This window comes from Plantactinospora sp. CNZ321 (assembly GCF_004217235.1).
Window position 1 is genome coordinate 7,464,196 of record NZ_SHKQ01000001.1, and the last position, 13,323, is coordinate 7,477,518.

General features: G+C 71.6%; 14 protein-coding genes. 9 read left to right on the forward strand and 5 right to left on the reverse strand.

The window, feature by feature from the left end; translation table 11 throughout:
* Window positions 1-63 precede the first annotated feature (63 nt).
* Genes EV371_RS32485 through EV371_RS32500 form a run of 4 tightly spaced genes read left to right on the forward strand, consistent with a single transcriptional unit; the run spans window position 64 to window position 7,304 of the window.
* A complete protein-coding gene (locus EV371_RS32485) occupies window positions 64-3,639 on the forward strand; it encodes an ATP-binding protein (RefSeq protein WP_130465419.1) in 3,576 nt (1,191 codons plus the stop codon).
* Window positions 3,640-3,641: 2 nt separating this feature from the next.
* Window positions 3,642-5,591: an MFS transporter gene (locus EV371_RS32490; protein WP_130465420.1), complete on the forward strand. Its 1,950-nt coding sequence runs from the start codon at window positions 3,642-3,644 to the stop codon at window positions 5,589-5,591.
* 4 nt (window positions 5,592-5,595) lie between these two features.
* Window positions 5,596-6,141: a hypothetical protein gene (locus EV371_RS32495; RefSeq protein ID WP_130465421.1), complete on the forward strand. Its 546-nt coding sequence runs from the start codon at window positions 5,596-5,598 to the stop codon at window positions 6,139-6,141.
* A 26-nt stretch (window positions 6,142-6,167) separates the two neighbouring features.
* Window positions 6,168-7,304: a M23 family metallopeptidase gene (locus EV371_RS32500; RefSeq protein ID WP_130465422.1), complete on the forward strand. Its 1,137-nt coding sequence runs from the start codon at window positions 6,168-6,170 to the stop codon at window positions 7,302-7,304.
* Between the two features lie 66 nt (window positions 7,305-7,370).
* Here the strand turns inward: EV371_RS32500 and EV371_RS32505 are convergent, their stop codons facing one another.
* A complete protein-coding gene (locus tag EV371_RS32505; RefSeq protein WP_165436891.1) occupies window positions 7,371-8,333 on the reverse strand; it encodes an alpha/beta hydrolase in 963 nt (320 codons plus the stop codon).
* A gap of 107 nt (window positions 8,334-8,440) precedes the next feature.
* Between EV371_RS32505 and EV371_RS32510 the strand changes: the two genes are divergently transcribed.
* The gene (locus tag EV371_RS32510; protein ID WP_207230669.1) at window positions 8,441-8,845 is read left to right on the forward strand and encodes a MerR family transcriptional regulator; all 405 of its coding nucleotides are present in this window, start codon (window positions 8,441-8,443) and stop codon (window positions 8,843-8,845) included.
* 79 nt (window positions 8,846-8,924) lie between these two features.
* On the opposite strand, the gene EV371_RS32515 is transcribed toward EV371_RS32510, so the two are convergent.
* Together EV371_RS32515 and EV371_RS32520 are read right to left on the reverse strand one after the other, a co-directional pair.
* Complete coding sequence (locus EV371_RS32515) at window positions 8,925-9,191, reverse strand: hypothetical protein (protein ID WP_349340452.1); 267 nt, start codon at window positions 9,189-9,191, stop codon at window positions 8,925-8,927.
* The gene (locus tag EV371_RS32520; RefSeq protein WP_486484884.1) at window positions 9,188-9,502 is read right to left on the reverse strand and encodes a DivIVA domain-containing protein; all 315 of its coding nucleotides are present in this window, start codon (window positions 9,500-9,502) and stop codon (window positions 9,188-9,190) included. The genes EV371_RS32515 and EV371_RS32520 overlap by 4 nt, the downstream gene beginning before the upstream one ends.
* A gap of 452 nt (window positions 9,503-9,954) precedes the next feature.
* Here EV371_RS32520 and EV371_RS32525 point away from each other — a divergent pair, with 452 nt between their 5' ends.
* The 3 genes from EV371_RS32525 to EV371_RS32535 all read left to right on the forward strand — a co-directional run bounded on the left by EV371_RS32525 (window position 9,955) and on the right by EV371_RS32535 (window position 11,561).
* Window positions 9,955-10,182, forward strand: a complete 228-nt coding sequence (locus EV371_RS32525; protein WP_207230670.1) for a winged helix-turn-helix domain-containing protein — start codon at window positions 9,955-9,957, stop codon at window positions 10,180-10,182.
* On the forward strand, window positions 10,183-10,818 hold the full coding sequence (locus EV371_RS32530; protein WP_486484885.1) for a Uma2 family endonuclease: 636 nt from the start codon (window positions 10,183-10,185) through the stop codon (window positions 10,816-10,818). It abuts the gene before it with no gap.
* Window positions 10,819-10,931: 113 nt separating this feature from the next.
* Window positions 10,932-11,561 carry a hypothetical protein gene (locus EV371_RS32535; protein ID WP_130465425.1) on the forward strand — a complete coding sequence of 210 codons (630 nt, stop codon included), beginning with the start codon at window positions 10,932-10,934 and terminating at the stop codon, window positions 11,559-11,561.
* Between the two features lie 13 nt (window positions 11,562-11,574).
* Here the strand turns inward: EV371_RS32535 and EV371_RS32540 are convergent, their stop codons facing one another.
* The gene (locus tag EV371_RS32540; protein WP_130465426.1) at window positions 11,575-11,934 is read right to left on the reverse strand and encodes a DoxX family protein; all 360 of its coding nucleotides are present in this window, start codon (window positions 11,932-11,934) and stop codon (window positions 11,575-11,577) included.
* A gap of 86 nt (window positions 11,935-12,020) precedes the next feature.
* On the opposite strand from EV371_RS32540, the gene EV371_RS32545 reads away from it, so the two are divergent.
* Window positions 12,021-12,662 (forward strand): MarR family transcriptional regulator, encoded by a 642-nt coding sequence (locus tag EV371_RS32545; RefSeq protein ID WP_130465427.1) that lies wholly within the window; start codon window positions 12,021-12,023, stop codon window positions 12,660-12,662.
* On the opposite strand, the gene EV371_RS32550 is transcribed toward EV371_RS32545, so the two are convergent.
* Window positions 12,610-13,167 (reverse strand): hypothetical protein, encoded by a 558-nt coding sequence (locus EV371_RS32550; RefSeq protein WP_130466382.1) that lies wholly within the window; start codon window positions 13,165-13,167, stop codon window positions 12,610-12,612. The genes EV371_RS32545 and EV371_RS32550 overlap by 53 nt on opposite strands.
* Between the last annotated feature and the right edge of the window lie 156 nt (window positions 13,168-13,323).

A 13,323-nucleotide genomic window follows, 5' to 3' on the forward strand; every position in this document is an offset into this window, starting at 1 on the left:
CTGCCGCTCCAGCACGGAGTTCGTCAGGACCACGGAGTTCGCCGGGCCGGGCGAGGCGGCGGCATGACCCGCCCCTCCCGGCCGGGCTCGTCGCACCCGGCAGCTCACCCGGCCGACAACCCCGGTAACGGTACGCAGTCCTCCGGCTACCCGCCGTCCGAGCTGGTCGAGGAGAACGAGTACGACGCGGCGCTGCTCAGCAACACCGGCCACGGCGCGGTCGCGGTCTTCCAGGCGCCGCAGCCACCGGCCCGGAACCGCCCGGCCCGGCCCGCGAGCGCGGCACCGGCCCGATCCGCGAGCGCGGCACCGGCCCGATCCGCGAGCGCGGCACCGGCCCCGCCGCGCGCCCCGGTCGAGCACCCGGACATCGACTCCCCCTTCCTCGACCTCTTCGGCGGGCCGGTCCAACCGTCCCCGCCGGCCGCGCCGGCACCCCGCCCCGCGCAGCGTCCCACCCCGCAACCGCGCGGGCGCTGGGGCGAGGATCGGGACGCCGCCGTCGGCCTGCCGACCTGGGAACCGGACGAGCCCCCGGCGGGCGGCACCGGCCAGCGGGAGGCGGTGCCCGGCCAGCCCACCGCCCGGGTCGCGCCGCCGGCCACCCGCCCCGGGCAGGACGAACCCACCGACGCCCTGGCCGAGGCCGCCCACCGGCAGGTGGAGGAGGCCGCCCACCGGCAGGTGGCAGACGTCCCCCGCCGGCAGGCGGAACCGGGCCGCCCCGACCCCGACCCGGTCACCGGTGCCGGGCGGCCGACCGAACCAGCGGCGCACCGCACCCCGGCGGCCGACCGGACCGCGGCCCTGGCCGGCACCCCGCCCGAGGCGTACCCCGGGCGTCCGGGCCCGGCGCCGCAGCAGCGCGGTGGCGAACACTCGGGCGCGCTGCCGATCGTCCGCGAGCCCGCCGAACGACCGGACCGCCGGACCGCCGACCGTCCCACACACGACCGCCGCAATCCCGCCCGGGACGGGGACCGGGACCGAGCGCCGGTCGCACCGAAGCAGCGGCGGAGCGCGTCGAAGCCGGCCGGGCCGCAGCCGCTGACCAAACCCCAGCGGGTACGCGCACCGAAGCTCCGCTTCGGTGACCGGGATCCCGCCGTCGAGCTGGCCATCACCGAGATCGCCGGTCACCTGACCTTCACCCCGAACACCGTCACCGCCTGGTACTGGCTGCCGGAGGTGCGCTGGGCGTTCCGGCCGGACGCCGAGCGGGAGGCGCTGCTCGCGGCCATCTCCGAGCAGTACGCCGGCCTCGCCGGCTTCCGGCTGCACCTGCGCCGGACCACCCGGCCGTTCCCGGCCGACGAGTGGGCCCGGACGATCGACCAGCACACCCCGCAGCCGCTGGCCACCGTGTCCGGCGCCCCGAGCTGGTCGGACCACCTGGTCGCCGCCCAGCGGCACCTGCTATCGGTCAACCACGCCGAGGGGCAGACCTACCTCGGCGTCACCTTCGCCCGACGGTCGCTCGGCAACTCGCTGGCCGAGCGGATCCTCCGGGCCTTCGGCCGGGGCACCTCCGACGGGGAACGCCGCAAGCTGGGCCGGACGGTCGAGCAGTTCGACGAGGTGCTCGGCGCCTTCGGGATGCGCGGGCGGCAGGTCACCGCCGACGAGCTGGAGTGGCTGATGTACCGCTCCGTGGCGCTCTGCATGGCCCCGCCCGGCCAGCTCTCGCCGGTCACCAACGGCCGGTGGGAGCGCGGCGACCTGCTCGCCCTGACCGAGCAGGTGGAGCGCTACCGCAGCCCGTACGGGTCGACGGTGAAGCTGGTCAACCGGATGACCGGGGAGGAGCGGCACGTCGCCGTACTCGCGGTGGGCCGGATGGAACCGCTGGAGATCCCGGAGCGGCACGAGCCGTGGCTGCACTTCCACGAGCGGCTGCCCTGGCCGATGGAGCTCTCCACCCGGGTCGACATCCTCGGCTCCGCCGACTCGTTCCGCAACCTCGAACACCGGCTGCGGATGATCCGCTCCCAGCAGCTCGACTACGCCGAGCACGGCATCGACGCCCCGCCCGAGCTGGAGCGGCTCGCCAAGCGGGCGCTGGTGATCGGCGACGAGATGACCACCGGGCTGCCGGTGGACTCGGCCCGGGCGCACGGCTGGCACCGGATCGCGGTCGGGGGACGGACCAGGGAGGAGTGCCTGGAGCGGGCCCGCCGGCTGATCCAGCTCTACTCGCGAGAGCTGCGGATCTCGCTCCAGCATCCGAAAAACCAGGACTGGCTGGCCCGGGAGTTCATTCCCGGCGAACCGATCGCCAACACCGGCTACCTGCGCCGGATGCCGGTTCCGCTGCTGGCCGCCGCGCTGCCGCAGGCCGCCTCCACCGTCGGCGACCGGCGCGGCGACCTGATCGGGCGTACCGCCGGCACCTGCCGCCGGCCGGTCTTCCTCGACCTGCACTTCCCGATGGAGGTGCGCGAGCGTTCCGGCCTCGCCGTCTTCGTCGCCGAGCCGGGCGGTGGCAAGTCGACCCTGCTCGGCGCGCTCGGCTACCTGGCCGCCCGGCGAGGGGTGCAGGTGACCCTGCTCGACCCGTCCGGCCCGCTGGCCCGGCTCTGCGCGATGCCGGAGCTTCGGCCGTATTCGCGGGTGCTGAACCTGACCGGCTCCGAGCACGGCACCCTGGCGCCGTACGCGCTGATCCCGACCCCGCTGCGCAGCGAGTTCCCCACCGGCGCGGCGGGTGACCGGGAGTTCCAGATCGCGGTCTCCAACGCCCGGGCCGAGCGCCGGATGCTGGTGCAGGACATCTGCATGATGCTGGTGCCACCGCAGGTGGCCCGGGAGGCCTCCACCGCCACGCTGTTCCGGCACGCGGTCCGGCAGGTGCCGGCCGAGGAGACCTCCACCCTGGACGACGTGGTCGCCTGCCTGGCCGGGCTGGAGGACGAGGGCCGGGAGCTGGCCAACCTGCTGCTGGACACCGCCGAGATGCCGCTGGCGCTGCTCTTCTTCGGCCGGCCACCGGAAGGGCTGCTCGGGGCCGACGCCACGCTGACCGTGATCACCATGGCCGGGCTGCGGCTGCCGGACCTGAAGATCGAGCGGGAGTACTGGTCGGCCGAGGAGGCGCTGGCGCTGCCGATGCTGCACACCGCGCACCGGCTGGCGGTACGTCGCTGCTACGGCGGCGCGATGTCGTCGCGCAAACTGGTCGGCCTGGACGAGGCGCACTTCATGGAGGGCTGGCGCTCCGGCCGGTCGTTCCTGGTCCGGCTGGCCCGGGACTCCCGCAAGTGGAACCTCGCCGCCCTGGTTTCCTCGCAGAACCCGAAGGACATCCTCGGGCTGGACGTGCAGAACCTGGTCTCCACCGTCTTCGTCGGCCGGATCGCCGAGGACGTCGAGATCGCCTCCGAGGCGCTGCGGCTGCTCCGGGTCCCGGTCGACGACGGCTACGAGGCGACCCTGGCCTCGCTCTCCAGTGTGGACACGTCGTCCGCGGACCGGCTCGGCTTCCGGGAGTTCGTGATGCGTGACGTCGACGGCCGGGTGCAGAAGGTACGCGTCGACGTCTCGTACGTGCCCGGCCTGCTCGACCACCTGGACACCACCCCGGTCACGGCGAAGGCCGCCCAGGCCAACCTGCCCTCCCCCGTCGCGGACCTGGAGGCTTGACCATGAGGCTCGGAGCCCGCCTCGCCGCCCTGCTGCTCGCGATCGGGGTGCTGGCGACCGCCACCCTGAGCTGGCCGGTGCTCGGCAGCGCCACGCCGGCCGCCGCCGCTCCGGCCGCCGCAACGCCGGTGCCGAGCCAGGCCAAGGTCGCGCTCTGCACCACCGCCGAGTGGGAGGCGGACTTCCGGGACTGCGTCGACCGGCTCGCCAACGTCGGCCAGAACATCCGGGACTGCGTGAAGGCGCCCACCCCGAGCGCGCCCGACCAGGGGCTCGGCGGCTGGTTCGCCACCCGCCCGGAGGCGAGCGGCAAGCCGGGCGTGAAGGGCATGTACACCGAGTACGGCAACGCGGGCTACAGCTACGAGACGTACGACGACTCGGGCGGTTGCGCCTCGGACGTGATCGACCCGGGCAGCAAGGTCTTCAACAAGATCGCGGACGGCGAGATCAGGATCGCCGCCGCGATCATCGGTGCCTCGAACGCGCTGCGCGAGCGGGCCTGGGACCCGAGCACCATGTGGGACTGGGCCGACCCGCTGGTGGAGCAGGCCACCAAGGCCGTCTACGAGCGGGTGTTCAGCGTCTTCGGCATCATCACCCTCTGCGTCGTCGGCATCTACCTGCTCTGGCGCTCCCGGCAGTCGGACATGAGCAACGCGATGACCACCGCCGGCTGGGCGGTGCTGGTGATGGTCGCGGTGACCGCGATCGCCGCCTGGCCGGTCCGGTCCGCCAACGTCGCCGACGGCACTCTGGTCACCACCCTGACCGTGGTGCACGAGGCGGTCGGCCCCCGGGACAAGAGCATCCCGGCCGACCGCTGCGGCTCGCTCAACCCGGCCGGCTGCAAGGACAACCGGCCACCGGCGCTGCGGGCCGCCGACACCGCGACCGAGTCGATGCTCTACCGCAACTGGCTGCGCGGCGCGCTCGGCTCCTCGGACAGCGAGACGGCCCGCAAGTACGGCCGGGCGCTCTACGACGCCAAGGCGTTCACCTGGGAGGAGACGGCGAAGATCGCCGCCAACCCGGAGACCCGGCAGACCACCGTCTCGGCCAAGCAGGAACAGTGGATGAAGGTCGCCGCGCAGATCCAGAAGGAGGACCCGGAGGCGTACGAGTACCTGCGCGGCGCCCGGGACTCGGACCGGATCGGCGCCGGGCTGATCGCCATCCTGGCCGCGATCCTCTTCGCGATGTTCGACCTGACCGCGTCCCTGCTGGTGCTCCTCGGCTTCCTGCTCTTCCGGTGGGCGGTGATCGCCGCACCGGTGCTCGGCACGGTCGGACTGCTCCGCCCGGCCAGCGCCGGGCTGCGCCGGCTCGGCAACGCCGTGGTGGCCGCCGTGTTCAACATCGCCATCTTCGGCACCGGCGCGGCGATCTATCTCTTCGCCGTCGACCTGGTGATGAGCACCCCGACCATTCCCGGCTGGCTCCAGGTGGTGCTGGTCTGGCTCTGCGGGGTGGTGGGCTGGCTGCTGCTGCGGCCGTACCGCCGGATCACCCAGCTCGGCGGCAAGGACAGCACCGAGGTGATCGCCTCGGCCGGCTCCTGGCACCGCCGGTTCTTCCGGGACGTCCGGGCCGCGTCGCAGCTCGACGACCCGGACCACCGCACCGACATCCGGGTCAAGAACCGCAGCCTGGTGATCCAGCAGACCAACATACGCCCGGAGACCCGGCACGAGGACCCGGTGCAGGCCGGCGCCGCCAGCCGCGCGGAGAGCAGTACCGACCTGGACACCGGCCCGGCCGACACCTCCCCGGCCGACGCCCCCGGCAGCGGCTCGCGCCCCGGCCGGTCGTCCCGGCGTCGGCCGGCGGAGTGGACCGAGCCGGACGTGCCGGTGGAGAACCCCTCCTACGTGATCTACCGGCCCGATTCCGCGCCGGCACCCGATCCGGCGCCCGCCCGGGCGCCCCGGATCCGCTCCGAGGCGAGGTGACCCGATGCGGCGGGCCCTCGAGTTCCTCTTCACCCGGCTCCTCCGGTCCCGGCTCGGGATCGCCGTCGCGATCGCCGTGGTGGTCGTCGGGATCGTCGGCGCGGCCCGGCTGGTGGCCGGACCCGGCAACGACCGGCCCACCCTCATCGGCGGCGCTCCCGGCCCGATCAACGTCACCGACCCGGAGGCGGGCGACGACGGACTGACGGTGACGACGGAGCCGTCGCCGCGGACCAGTCCCGGCGCACCCGAGCCGGCGGCGGTGGCCCGGTCCTTCGCCACCGCCTGGCTCGACCACCGGGACGTGGCCGCCGCCGAGTGGCACGAGGGGCTCCGGCCGCTCGCCACCGAGACCCTGGCCGAGCAGCTGACCGGGGTCGACCCGGTCACCGTGCCGGCCGACCGGATCACCGGCGACCTGCTCGTCGTACCTCTGAACGACAGCCTCGTCGAGGTGGTCGTACCGGTGGACTCCGGCGAACTCCGGCTCGGCCTGGTCGCCCACCAGGGGCGCTGGCGGGTCGACACGGTGGACTGGCAGCGGCGCTGAGCGGGCGCGGGGAGGCAGGTGTGGGGATGACCGACCGCGGTCCGGCCCGGCGGCCGGTACGTCGGGTCGCGCTGGCGATGGCGCTGACCGGGGTACTCGCGCTGCTCTGCTGCGTCGGGGGCACCGGCGCGTTCCTGGTGACCATGTTCGCCTCGGAGGAGGAGAACATGGCGGCGGCCACCTTCGGCTGCGGCAACACCGACCCGGTCAAGACCGACGGGGATCTGCCGCTGGTCGGGCCCTACAAGGCGAGCCAGATGCGGCACGCGGCGATCATCATCAAGGTCGGCCGGGAGCTGGAACTGCCGCCCCGGGCCTGGGTGATCGCGGTCGCCACCGCCATGCAGGAGTCCGGCCTGAACAACCTGGGGCACCTCGGCGACCGCAACGACCACGACTCGCTCGGGCTCTTCCAGCAGCGGCCCAGCACCGGCTGGGGCACCCCGGAGCAGATCCTGGACCCGGAGTACGCGGCCCGGAAGTTCTACCAGAAGTTGAAGACCATCCGGGACTGGCAGAAGCGGACGCTGACCCGGGCCGCCCAGGCGGTGCAGATCAGCGCCTTCCCGAACGCGTACGCGAAGCACGAGCCGCTGGCGACCGAGATCGTGAACGCGTTGACCGGTGGGGCCGCCCGGGCCGCCGGTACCGACCTCGGGCTCGGCTGCGCCGACGGGGCGGAGATCGCCGCCTCGGGCTGGACCGCACCGATTCCCGGTGGGGTCGGCTCCGGGTTCCGTACCGCCGCCCGGCCGGCGCACAACGGCGTCGACATCGGCGCCGCCAGGTACACCACCGAGATCCGGGCGGCGGCGACCGGCCGGGTACTGGTCGCCCGCTGCGACCCGGACCGACGCGGCCGGTTGAGCTGTGACGTGGACGGCTTCCCCGGCAAGGGCGGCTGCGGCTGGTTCGTCGACATCCTGCACGCGGGCAACGTGATCACCCGGTACTGCCACATGGTCGAAAGGCCGATGGTCTCCAAGAACGACATGGTGGAGGCCGGGCAGGTGATCGGGCGGGTCGGATCGAGCGGCAACTCGTCGGGGCCGCACCTGCACTTCGAGGTGCACCTGCGCGGGGACCGGAGCCGGCACGGCGCCATCGACCCGGTGCCGTTCATGCGGGACCGCGGCGCACCGCTCACCGGAAATGAGCGATGATGCCGCAGTTGACGTGGGTCCTGTGATGCGACCAGGCGGACCGGCCCGGAGTGGCTGACCAGTCAGTTACACATCGATGGTGGCCTTGGGGTTGAAGACGTTCCTAAGGGCGGCCGTGGCGTCGCCGATGGCGATTTTTGCGTCGTCGAACGGATGGCGCAGGAACTCGTGGATCATCCCGTCGTAGCGCTTGACGGTCACGGGTACGCCTGCGGCGGTCAGGCGCTGGCCGTACTCCTCGCCCTCGTCGCGTAGGGCGTCGTACTCCGCGGTGATGATGAAGGCGGGTGGGAGTCCGCTCAGGTCGGGCTGCAGAAGCGGGGACACGAACGGGTGGAGCTTGTCGTCCTCAGTGGTGAGGTAGTGGTTCATGAACCACTCCTGGGCCTCCCGGGTGATGTTGCCGTACTTGCCGGCGAACTCGCTGATTGACTGGTTCGTACGCCGGAAGTCAAGATCTGGGTAGACGAGCAGTTGAAATCCGATGTGCGGCTGTTCGGCGGCACGTGCCTTGAGGGTGACGACGGCGGCGAGGTTGCCGCCGGCGCTGTCGCCGGCAACGGCGAGTCGCGCCGGGTCTACTCCTAGTTCGCCGGCATTGTCGGCGACCCACTTGGTCGCCGCGTAGCCCGCGTTGACCGGAGCGGGGAACTTGTTCTCCGGTGCCAGGGGGTAGTCGACTGACACGACCACGCTTCGCGAACCGTTGGAGAGCGCGCGGGCGAGGCCGTCATGGGAGTCCAGGTCGCCCAGCACGTAGCCGCCGCCGTGGAAGTAGACCACGACGGGAAGCGCTCGGCCGCCCGTCGGGACGCCGAGCGGGCGATAGATGCGCATCGGCACCTCGCCGGCCTCGGTCGCGGCCACGCGGTCGCATACCTCGGCCACCTTCTCCGGTTCGCCGACCGACGCCGCAGTCAATCGGCGGGCCCCAGCACGCGCCTGCGCGGGCGAGACGGTGTGCAGGCTGCCGAACCTGACGGCAGCAAGCCGATCGAGGTGTGCCTTGACCTGGGGGTGGAGTGGCATGGTGGGTGATCTCCCAGTCTGGAGCGGGATGTGTTCCCACAGCCTCTGACTTGTACCGTGGTTCAAGTCAAGGGCGCCCACCTGGTCAATCGAAGAGGAGCTGCGACGTGCCGCGCACGGCAGAACTGGACATCGCCGAGGTCGCCGAGCAGACCGGGATGACGGCATCGGCGCTCAGGTTCTACGAACGGCGCGGGCTGATCCGGTCGAGCGGGCGCAACGGCTTACGCCGGACATTCAGCCCCGACGTCATCGACCGGATCACGCTCATCGGTTGTGCGCAAGCTGCCGGGTTCACCTTGGCGCAGATCGCGCGTTTCCTCGTCGCGAGTCCTGGCGACGCCGAGTTGCGCGAGCGGATGGCGGAAAAGGCTCGAGAGCTGGACCAGGACGTCGCTCGCCTCACACGCATGCGCGACAGCCTTCGGCACGCCTCCGCCTGCACCCACACCCCGCTGATCGAATGTCCCGAGTTCAAGTCCCACATCAGGGAAGGGGACACAGCACGGTAGCCGATGTCCCTCCGGCCTGTTGCCCCTGGCTCGCGCGGTGGAAGCCGCCCCGGCACCGTCGGCGCCGACCAGCACGTCGTCATATCGACCGCCGCCGTACTCGTGGGGTGCACGGAATCTCGTGGTCGATCCGCAGCCCGCAGCGGCGGCCGTTGGGCAGCCGCCGGGTGCAGAAGACCCGATGGCGTACGTCCTGGTTCCGTTCTTCCGAGACGGTGGTCTCCGGCACGTCCACGCAGAGGAAGGTCAGCGCCCGGGCGACGGTCCGGGCCAGGACACGGGCCCGGGGCAGGTCGGTCGTGACGATCGGCAGGTGGATGACGTACCGGTGCAGTTCAGCGCTCACCGTCGCGCCATCTCGCGCATGCTCGGCGCCTGGGCGGACTGCCAGCGCCGCAGCGCATCCTTGATCCGGGCCGCCTCCTCCTGGCTGCTGGAGAGTTGGGCATAGACGCTGCCGAGATCGTCGGCGACCCGGTCGAGAAAGGCCGCGACCTCGCCCGGATCCAGACCACGCCAGGTCGTCCGGAACCGCCGACCCCGCACCTGCCAGGGCCGCATCGGCTGGTACGGCCGGGAGCGGCGCTCACCGAGCACCGAGGGGAACCGTTCCGCTCCGCTCGATCTCGGCAGGATGCGCCGAAGGAGTCGTCGCACGTCCGTCCATCCTTTCGCCTGGTGTTCCGTCCTGTTCCCGTCCTTGTTCCTGCGCTGGAGGGGGTGGCCCGGCCGTTTCGGGTCCGGCCGGACCGCCCCCGCCCCGGCCACCGCAGCCCAGAGCGGCAGTACGGCAACAGGGGCAGCCGTGCTGGCTGACTGTTGACCGGTTAGGGAAACGCGTACCTCCGTCGAGCGGGGAACGTCCACGCCGCCGGGCAACTGTCCAGGTTGTTTCCACGGGTGCACTCGCCCCTGCGAGAGGTGCCAACCGACCGCAAAGACGTCGATTCCCGACGTCAGTGACGCTACTGCACCTCATCATATTAGTCAACATACTCACTCGATCTTATTAGTCACCTCATCACCTTGCTCAAAGGTGGCACATACGTTGCCTACGTCAAACTCATGATCGATACTGGACGGGCCAACCGAACCGCAAGGGGCGACCTGTGCCTATCCCGCCGACCATGGATGAGCTGCTCGAAGACCTCCTCGCGAGGATCGAGCGGAAGGAATTTCCACCCGGGTCCCAACTACCGTCCGGCCAGATGCTCGCAGACCAGTACGGCGTCTCGCCCGCAACCATCCAGCGCGCCACCGCCCGGCTCCGCCAGCGCGGAATCCTGATCGGCCGCCCGGGTCGCGGCGTCTTCGTCGCCGAGAAGCCAGGACGATGATTGCCCGGCATCATCGACGAATCGCACTCCATCGGCCCCGACCAGGCCCCACAGGCTCAGGCCGGCAGTACCATGGCGGGCATGAGTGCGGAGGCCGTCGGTCGACACATGCCCACGGTGATCACGCTTGACGACCTCACCGCGATGATGGCCGCGGATGAGCACCACCGGTATGAGATCAGCCCTGAGGGAGTGCTGTCGGTCATGCCGCCGGCTGGATACACGCACGCGATCATTGCCACCCGGCTCATGGGCTGGCTGCTCACCGCCGGCATCCCGGCGGACCGCGTCGCCCAGGCGGTCGGTCTGCGCATCCCCGGCGCGACCGGCGGTGTCGGCGGCCGCATCCCCGACCTGGTCGTCTGGAGTAAGCCGCAAGCCGAATCCGTGTGGCTGCCGGTCGCGGATGTGCTGCTCGCGGTTGAGATCATCTCGCCCGGGTCGGCTGCCATGGACACCGCCGCCAAGCCGGCCGAGTATTCCGGCGCGGGCATCCCGCAGTACTGGACTATCGACCAGGACCCCGGTCAGACCGTCACCATGTACCGGCTCCACGGCACGCACTACCAGGCGGGAGCCACAATGCCGCTCGCCTGGGTGCTCAACACCGCCCCGGGAGAGCACGGCCTGGACTGATCGGCTCGGCTACCGTCACACACTGTGTTGCCGCCCCACCGGGAGCCTGGAGAATAGCGGTGTCAGGCGCCGAGGGCGTTCCGTCGAGCAGCCACAGGTAGGTCGAGCGAACCGTGAGCCACGATCCACTGCCCGATCCGTTCGCCGGCCAGCCCGACTGGGCTCCGGCGCCGCCCCGACCGATCGTGATCGCCGCCGCCGCGAACCGGGTGGACCTGCGCGGTCGCCGGGTGCTGGTTGGTCTGCCCGGGCTCGGCTGGCGGGCCGACCTGCGGGCGGACGAACGGGTGGTGCAGGGCAGCCGCACCTACGTGCCGGTGCTGGCCGAGCACGAGTGGTACCGGGCGGAGGCGGAGCAGACCGAGGTCTTCGCCCCACTGGTGCCGGTGGAGCGGGTCTGGGTCGAAATTCTCGGCGAGGCGCCGTCGTCGGGGGGCGGCACGCCGCCGATTCCCCGGCCGGCCCGGCCGGACGTGATCTCCCGGCTGGTGTCGCTGGACGCGCCGACGCACCGGGCCCCGGTGCCGGTGGTCGAGGCGGACGCGGTCGCCGGCCGCCGGGTGGTCCAGGTCGCCGACGGGGTCGAGCGGCGCGACCTGCGCGCGGTCACCGAGGTCTACACCAGCGACGACGGCGACATCTGCGTACGGGTCACCGCCGAACTGGACTGGTACCGCTGGGCCTGGAGCGGCCGGCCGCCGACCACACTGGAGGTGCCGGTGCACCTACTCTGGATCGAGTGACCGGCGCCGCCGGTCAACGGGCGGCCAGGTCCAGTGCCAGGGTGGCGATCGCCAGCGCCTGGAAGACGATCGCCAGGCCGAACTGGGCCGAGTAGTCGCGGGCACGGACGTGCAGGTAGATGGCGCAGCCGAAGTACAGTACGAGCCCGATCGCGGCGGCCGTGCCGACCAGTGGCACGGCGACGAGGCCGACCAGCAGGCCGGCGGCACCGGCCAGCTTGAGGGTGCCGATCGGGAAGACCAGCCAGGATTCCGGCACGCCCACCGCGGCCATCACGGGCAGGACCGGCTTCAGCCGGGCGACCGCGACGATCCCGGAGAAGGTGTTGGCGATGCTGGTCAACAGGGCGACGATCACGTAGGCGGTAAACATGCGACCTCCGGTGCAGCCGGATATCGTGTACTCAGAGAGCAATACCTTACGAGTCTCATAATATTTGAGTTCGATGCGGAGACTATATGAGTTCCGTAACACCGTCCACCGGCCGGACGGATGGCGACCGGTCCGACAGCGGACGGGCGGCAGGCACCCGGACGGACGCCGGCCCGGTCCCGCAGGCCGCTCCGGACGCGGGCGCCGCGCGGCGGCGCCGCCGGCTCATCACCGGGCTCAAGGAGTCGCTGCGCGAGCTGAGCATCCAGTTGTCCCTGCTCAACCACCAGGTCGGGGCGCGGGTCGAGGTCAGGGCCACCGACTTCGCCTGCCTGGACCTGATCAACCGGTACGGCCCGCTTAGCCCGAGCGCCCTGGCCCGACGCGCCGGACTGCACCCGGCGACCATGACCGGGATCATCGACCGGCTGGAACGCGGCGGCTGGATCGTCCGCGAACGCGACTCCACCGATCGCCGGGCGGTCGCCGTACGGGCGCTGCGGGACCGCAACGCCGAACTCTTCCAGCTCTACTCGGGGATGAACGCGTCTATGGACCAGATCCTGGCCGGGTACGACGAGGCAGAACTCGAACTACTCGCCGACTTCCTGCACCGCACCACCCGGGCAGGGCTGACCGCGACCGATGAGCTGACCGGCGGCGCGGGGTCGGACGTCAGCTCACCGGACCGGCCTCGCAGACCCGCCAGCCGTCCTCCTGCTCGGTGACGAACCGCCACCGCTGATGGTCGGTCTGGGACAGGTTGTTCACCTGATACGAAATCACCAGCTCGACGAGAACCTCGGCGGACGAGTCCCGGGCACGTACGTCCAGCGGCCCCCACTTCACCGTGAAGGTGATCTGGAACTGCCGCTCCCGGGCCGCCAGGTCGGCGCGGAGCGTCCGCAGCGGGGCTAGCCCAGCCCGGTCGGCGCACTCGAACTGTTCGGCGAGTACGTCGTTCTCGTCGACCAGGTAGGCCCGCAGGTAGTTGTCGACCACCACGTCCGGGGCGCTCCGGTCGGGTGCGGTGAACCGGTCGTAGGCGACGTACGCGAGTGCGGCGCCGGCCAGGCAGAACAGCGCAAGCGCGCCGCCGACGACCGCCAGCACCAGGCCCAGCCGCCGTCGACGTGGCGCCGGTGGCGGTGCGACCGGCTCGGGAGCGGCCTGCCCGGGCGGGGTCCGCTGGGTGGGTACCCGGGACACCTGGGAATCGGCCGGGGGATGCACTGATTCCACCCCCTGAGGCTAACCGCTGGCGCCCGGGTACCCAATGGGCGCGAATTCCAGCTTGATAACCAAAAGGGAGCAACTGATAACTATCCGCTACCTCGGCTATCTGTGCCACGACCATCCCGGCAGGTCCCCGAAGATGCCGCCGCACTG

Excerpts from the sequence above, each read along its gene's own strand:
- EV371_RS32485 (WP_130465419.1), top strand. The coding sequence starts at position 64 with ATGACCCGCCCCTCCCGGCCGGGCTCGTCGCACCCGGCAGCTCACCCG.
- EV371_RS32490 (WP_130465420.1), top strand. The coding sequence starts at position 3,642 with ATGAGGCTCGGAGCCCGCCTCGCCGCCCTGCTGCTCGCGATCGGGGTG.
- EV371_RS32495 (WP_130465421.1), top strand. The coding sequence starts at position 5,596 with ATGCGGCGGGCCCTCGAGTTCCTCTTCACCCGGCTCCTCCGGTCCCGG.
- EV371_RS32500 (WP_130465422.1), top strand. The coding sequence starts at position 6,168 with ATGACCGACCGCGGTCCGGCCCGGCGGCCGGTACGTCGGGTCGCGCTG.
- EV371_RS32505 (WP_165436891.1), bottom strand. The coding sequence starts at position 8,333 with ATGCCACTCCACCCCCAGGTCAAGGCACACCTCGATCGGCTTGCTGCC.
- EV371_RS32540 (WP_130465426.1), bottom strand. The coding sequence starts at position 11,934 with ATGTTTACCGCCTACGTGATCGTCGCCCTGTTGACCAGCATCGCCAAC.
- EV371_RS32545 (WP_130465427.1), top strand. The coding sequence starts at position 12,021 with ATGAGTTCCGTAACACCGTCCACCGGCCGGACGGATGGCGACCGGTCC.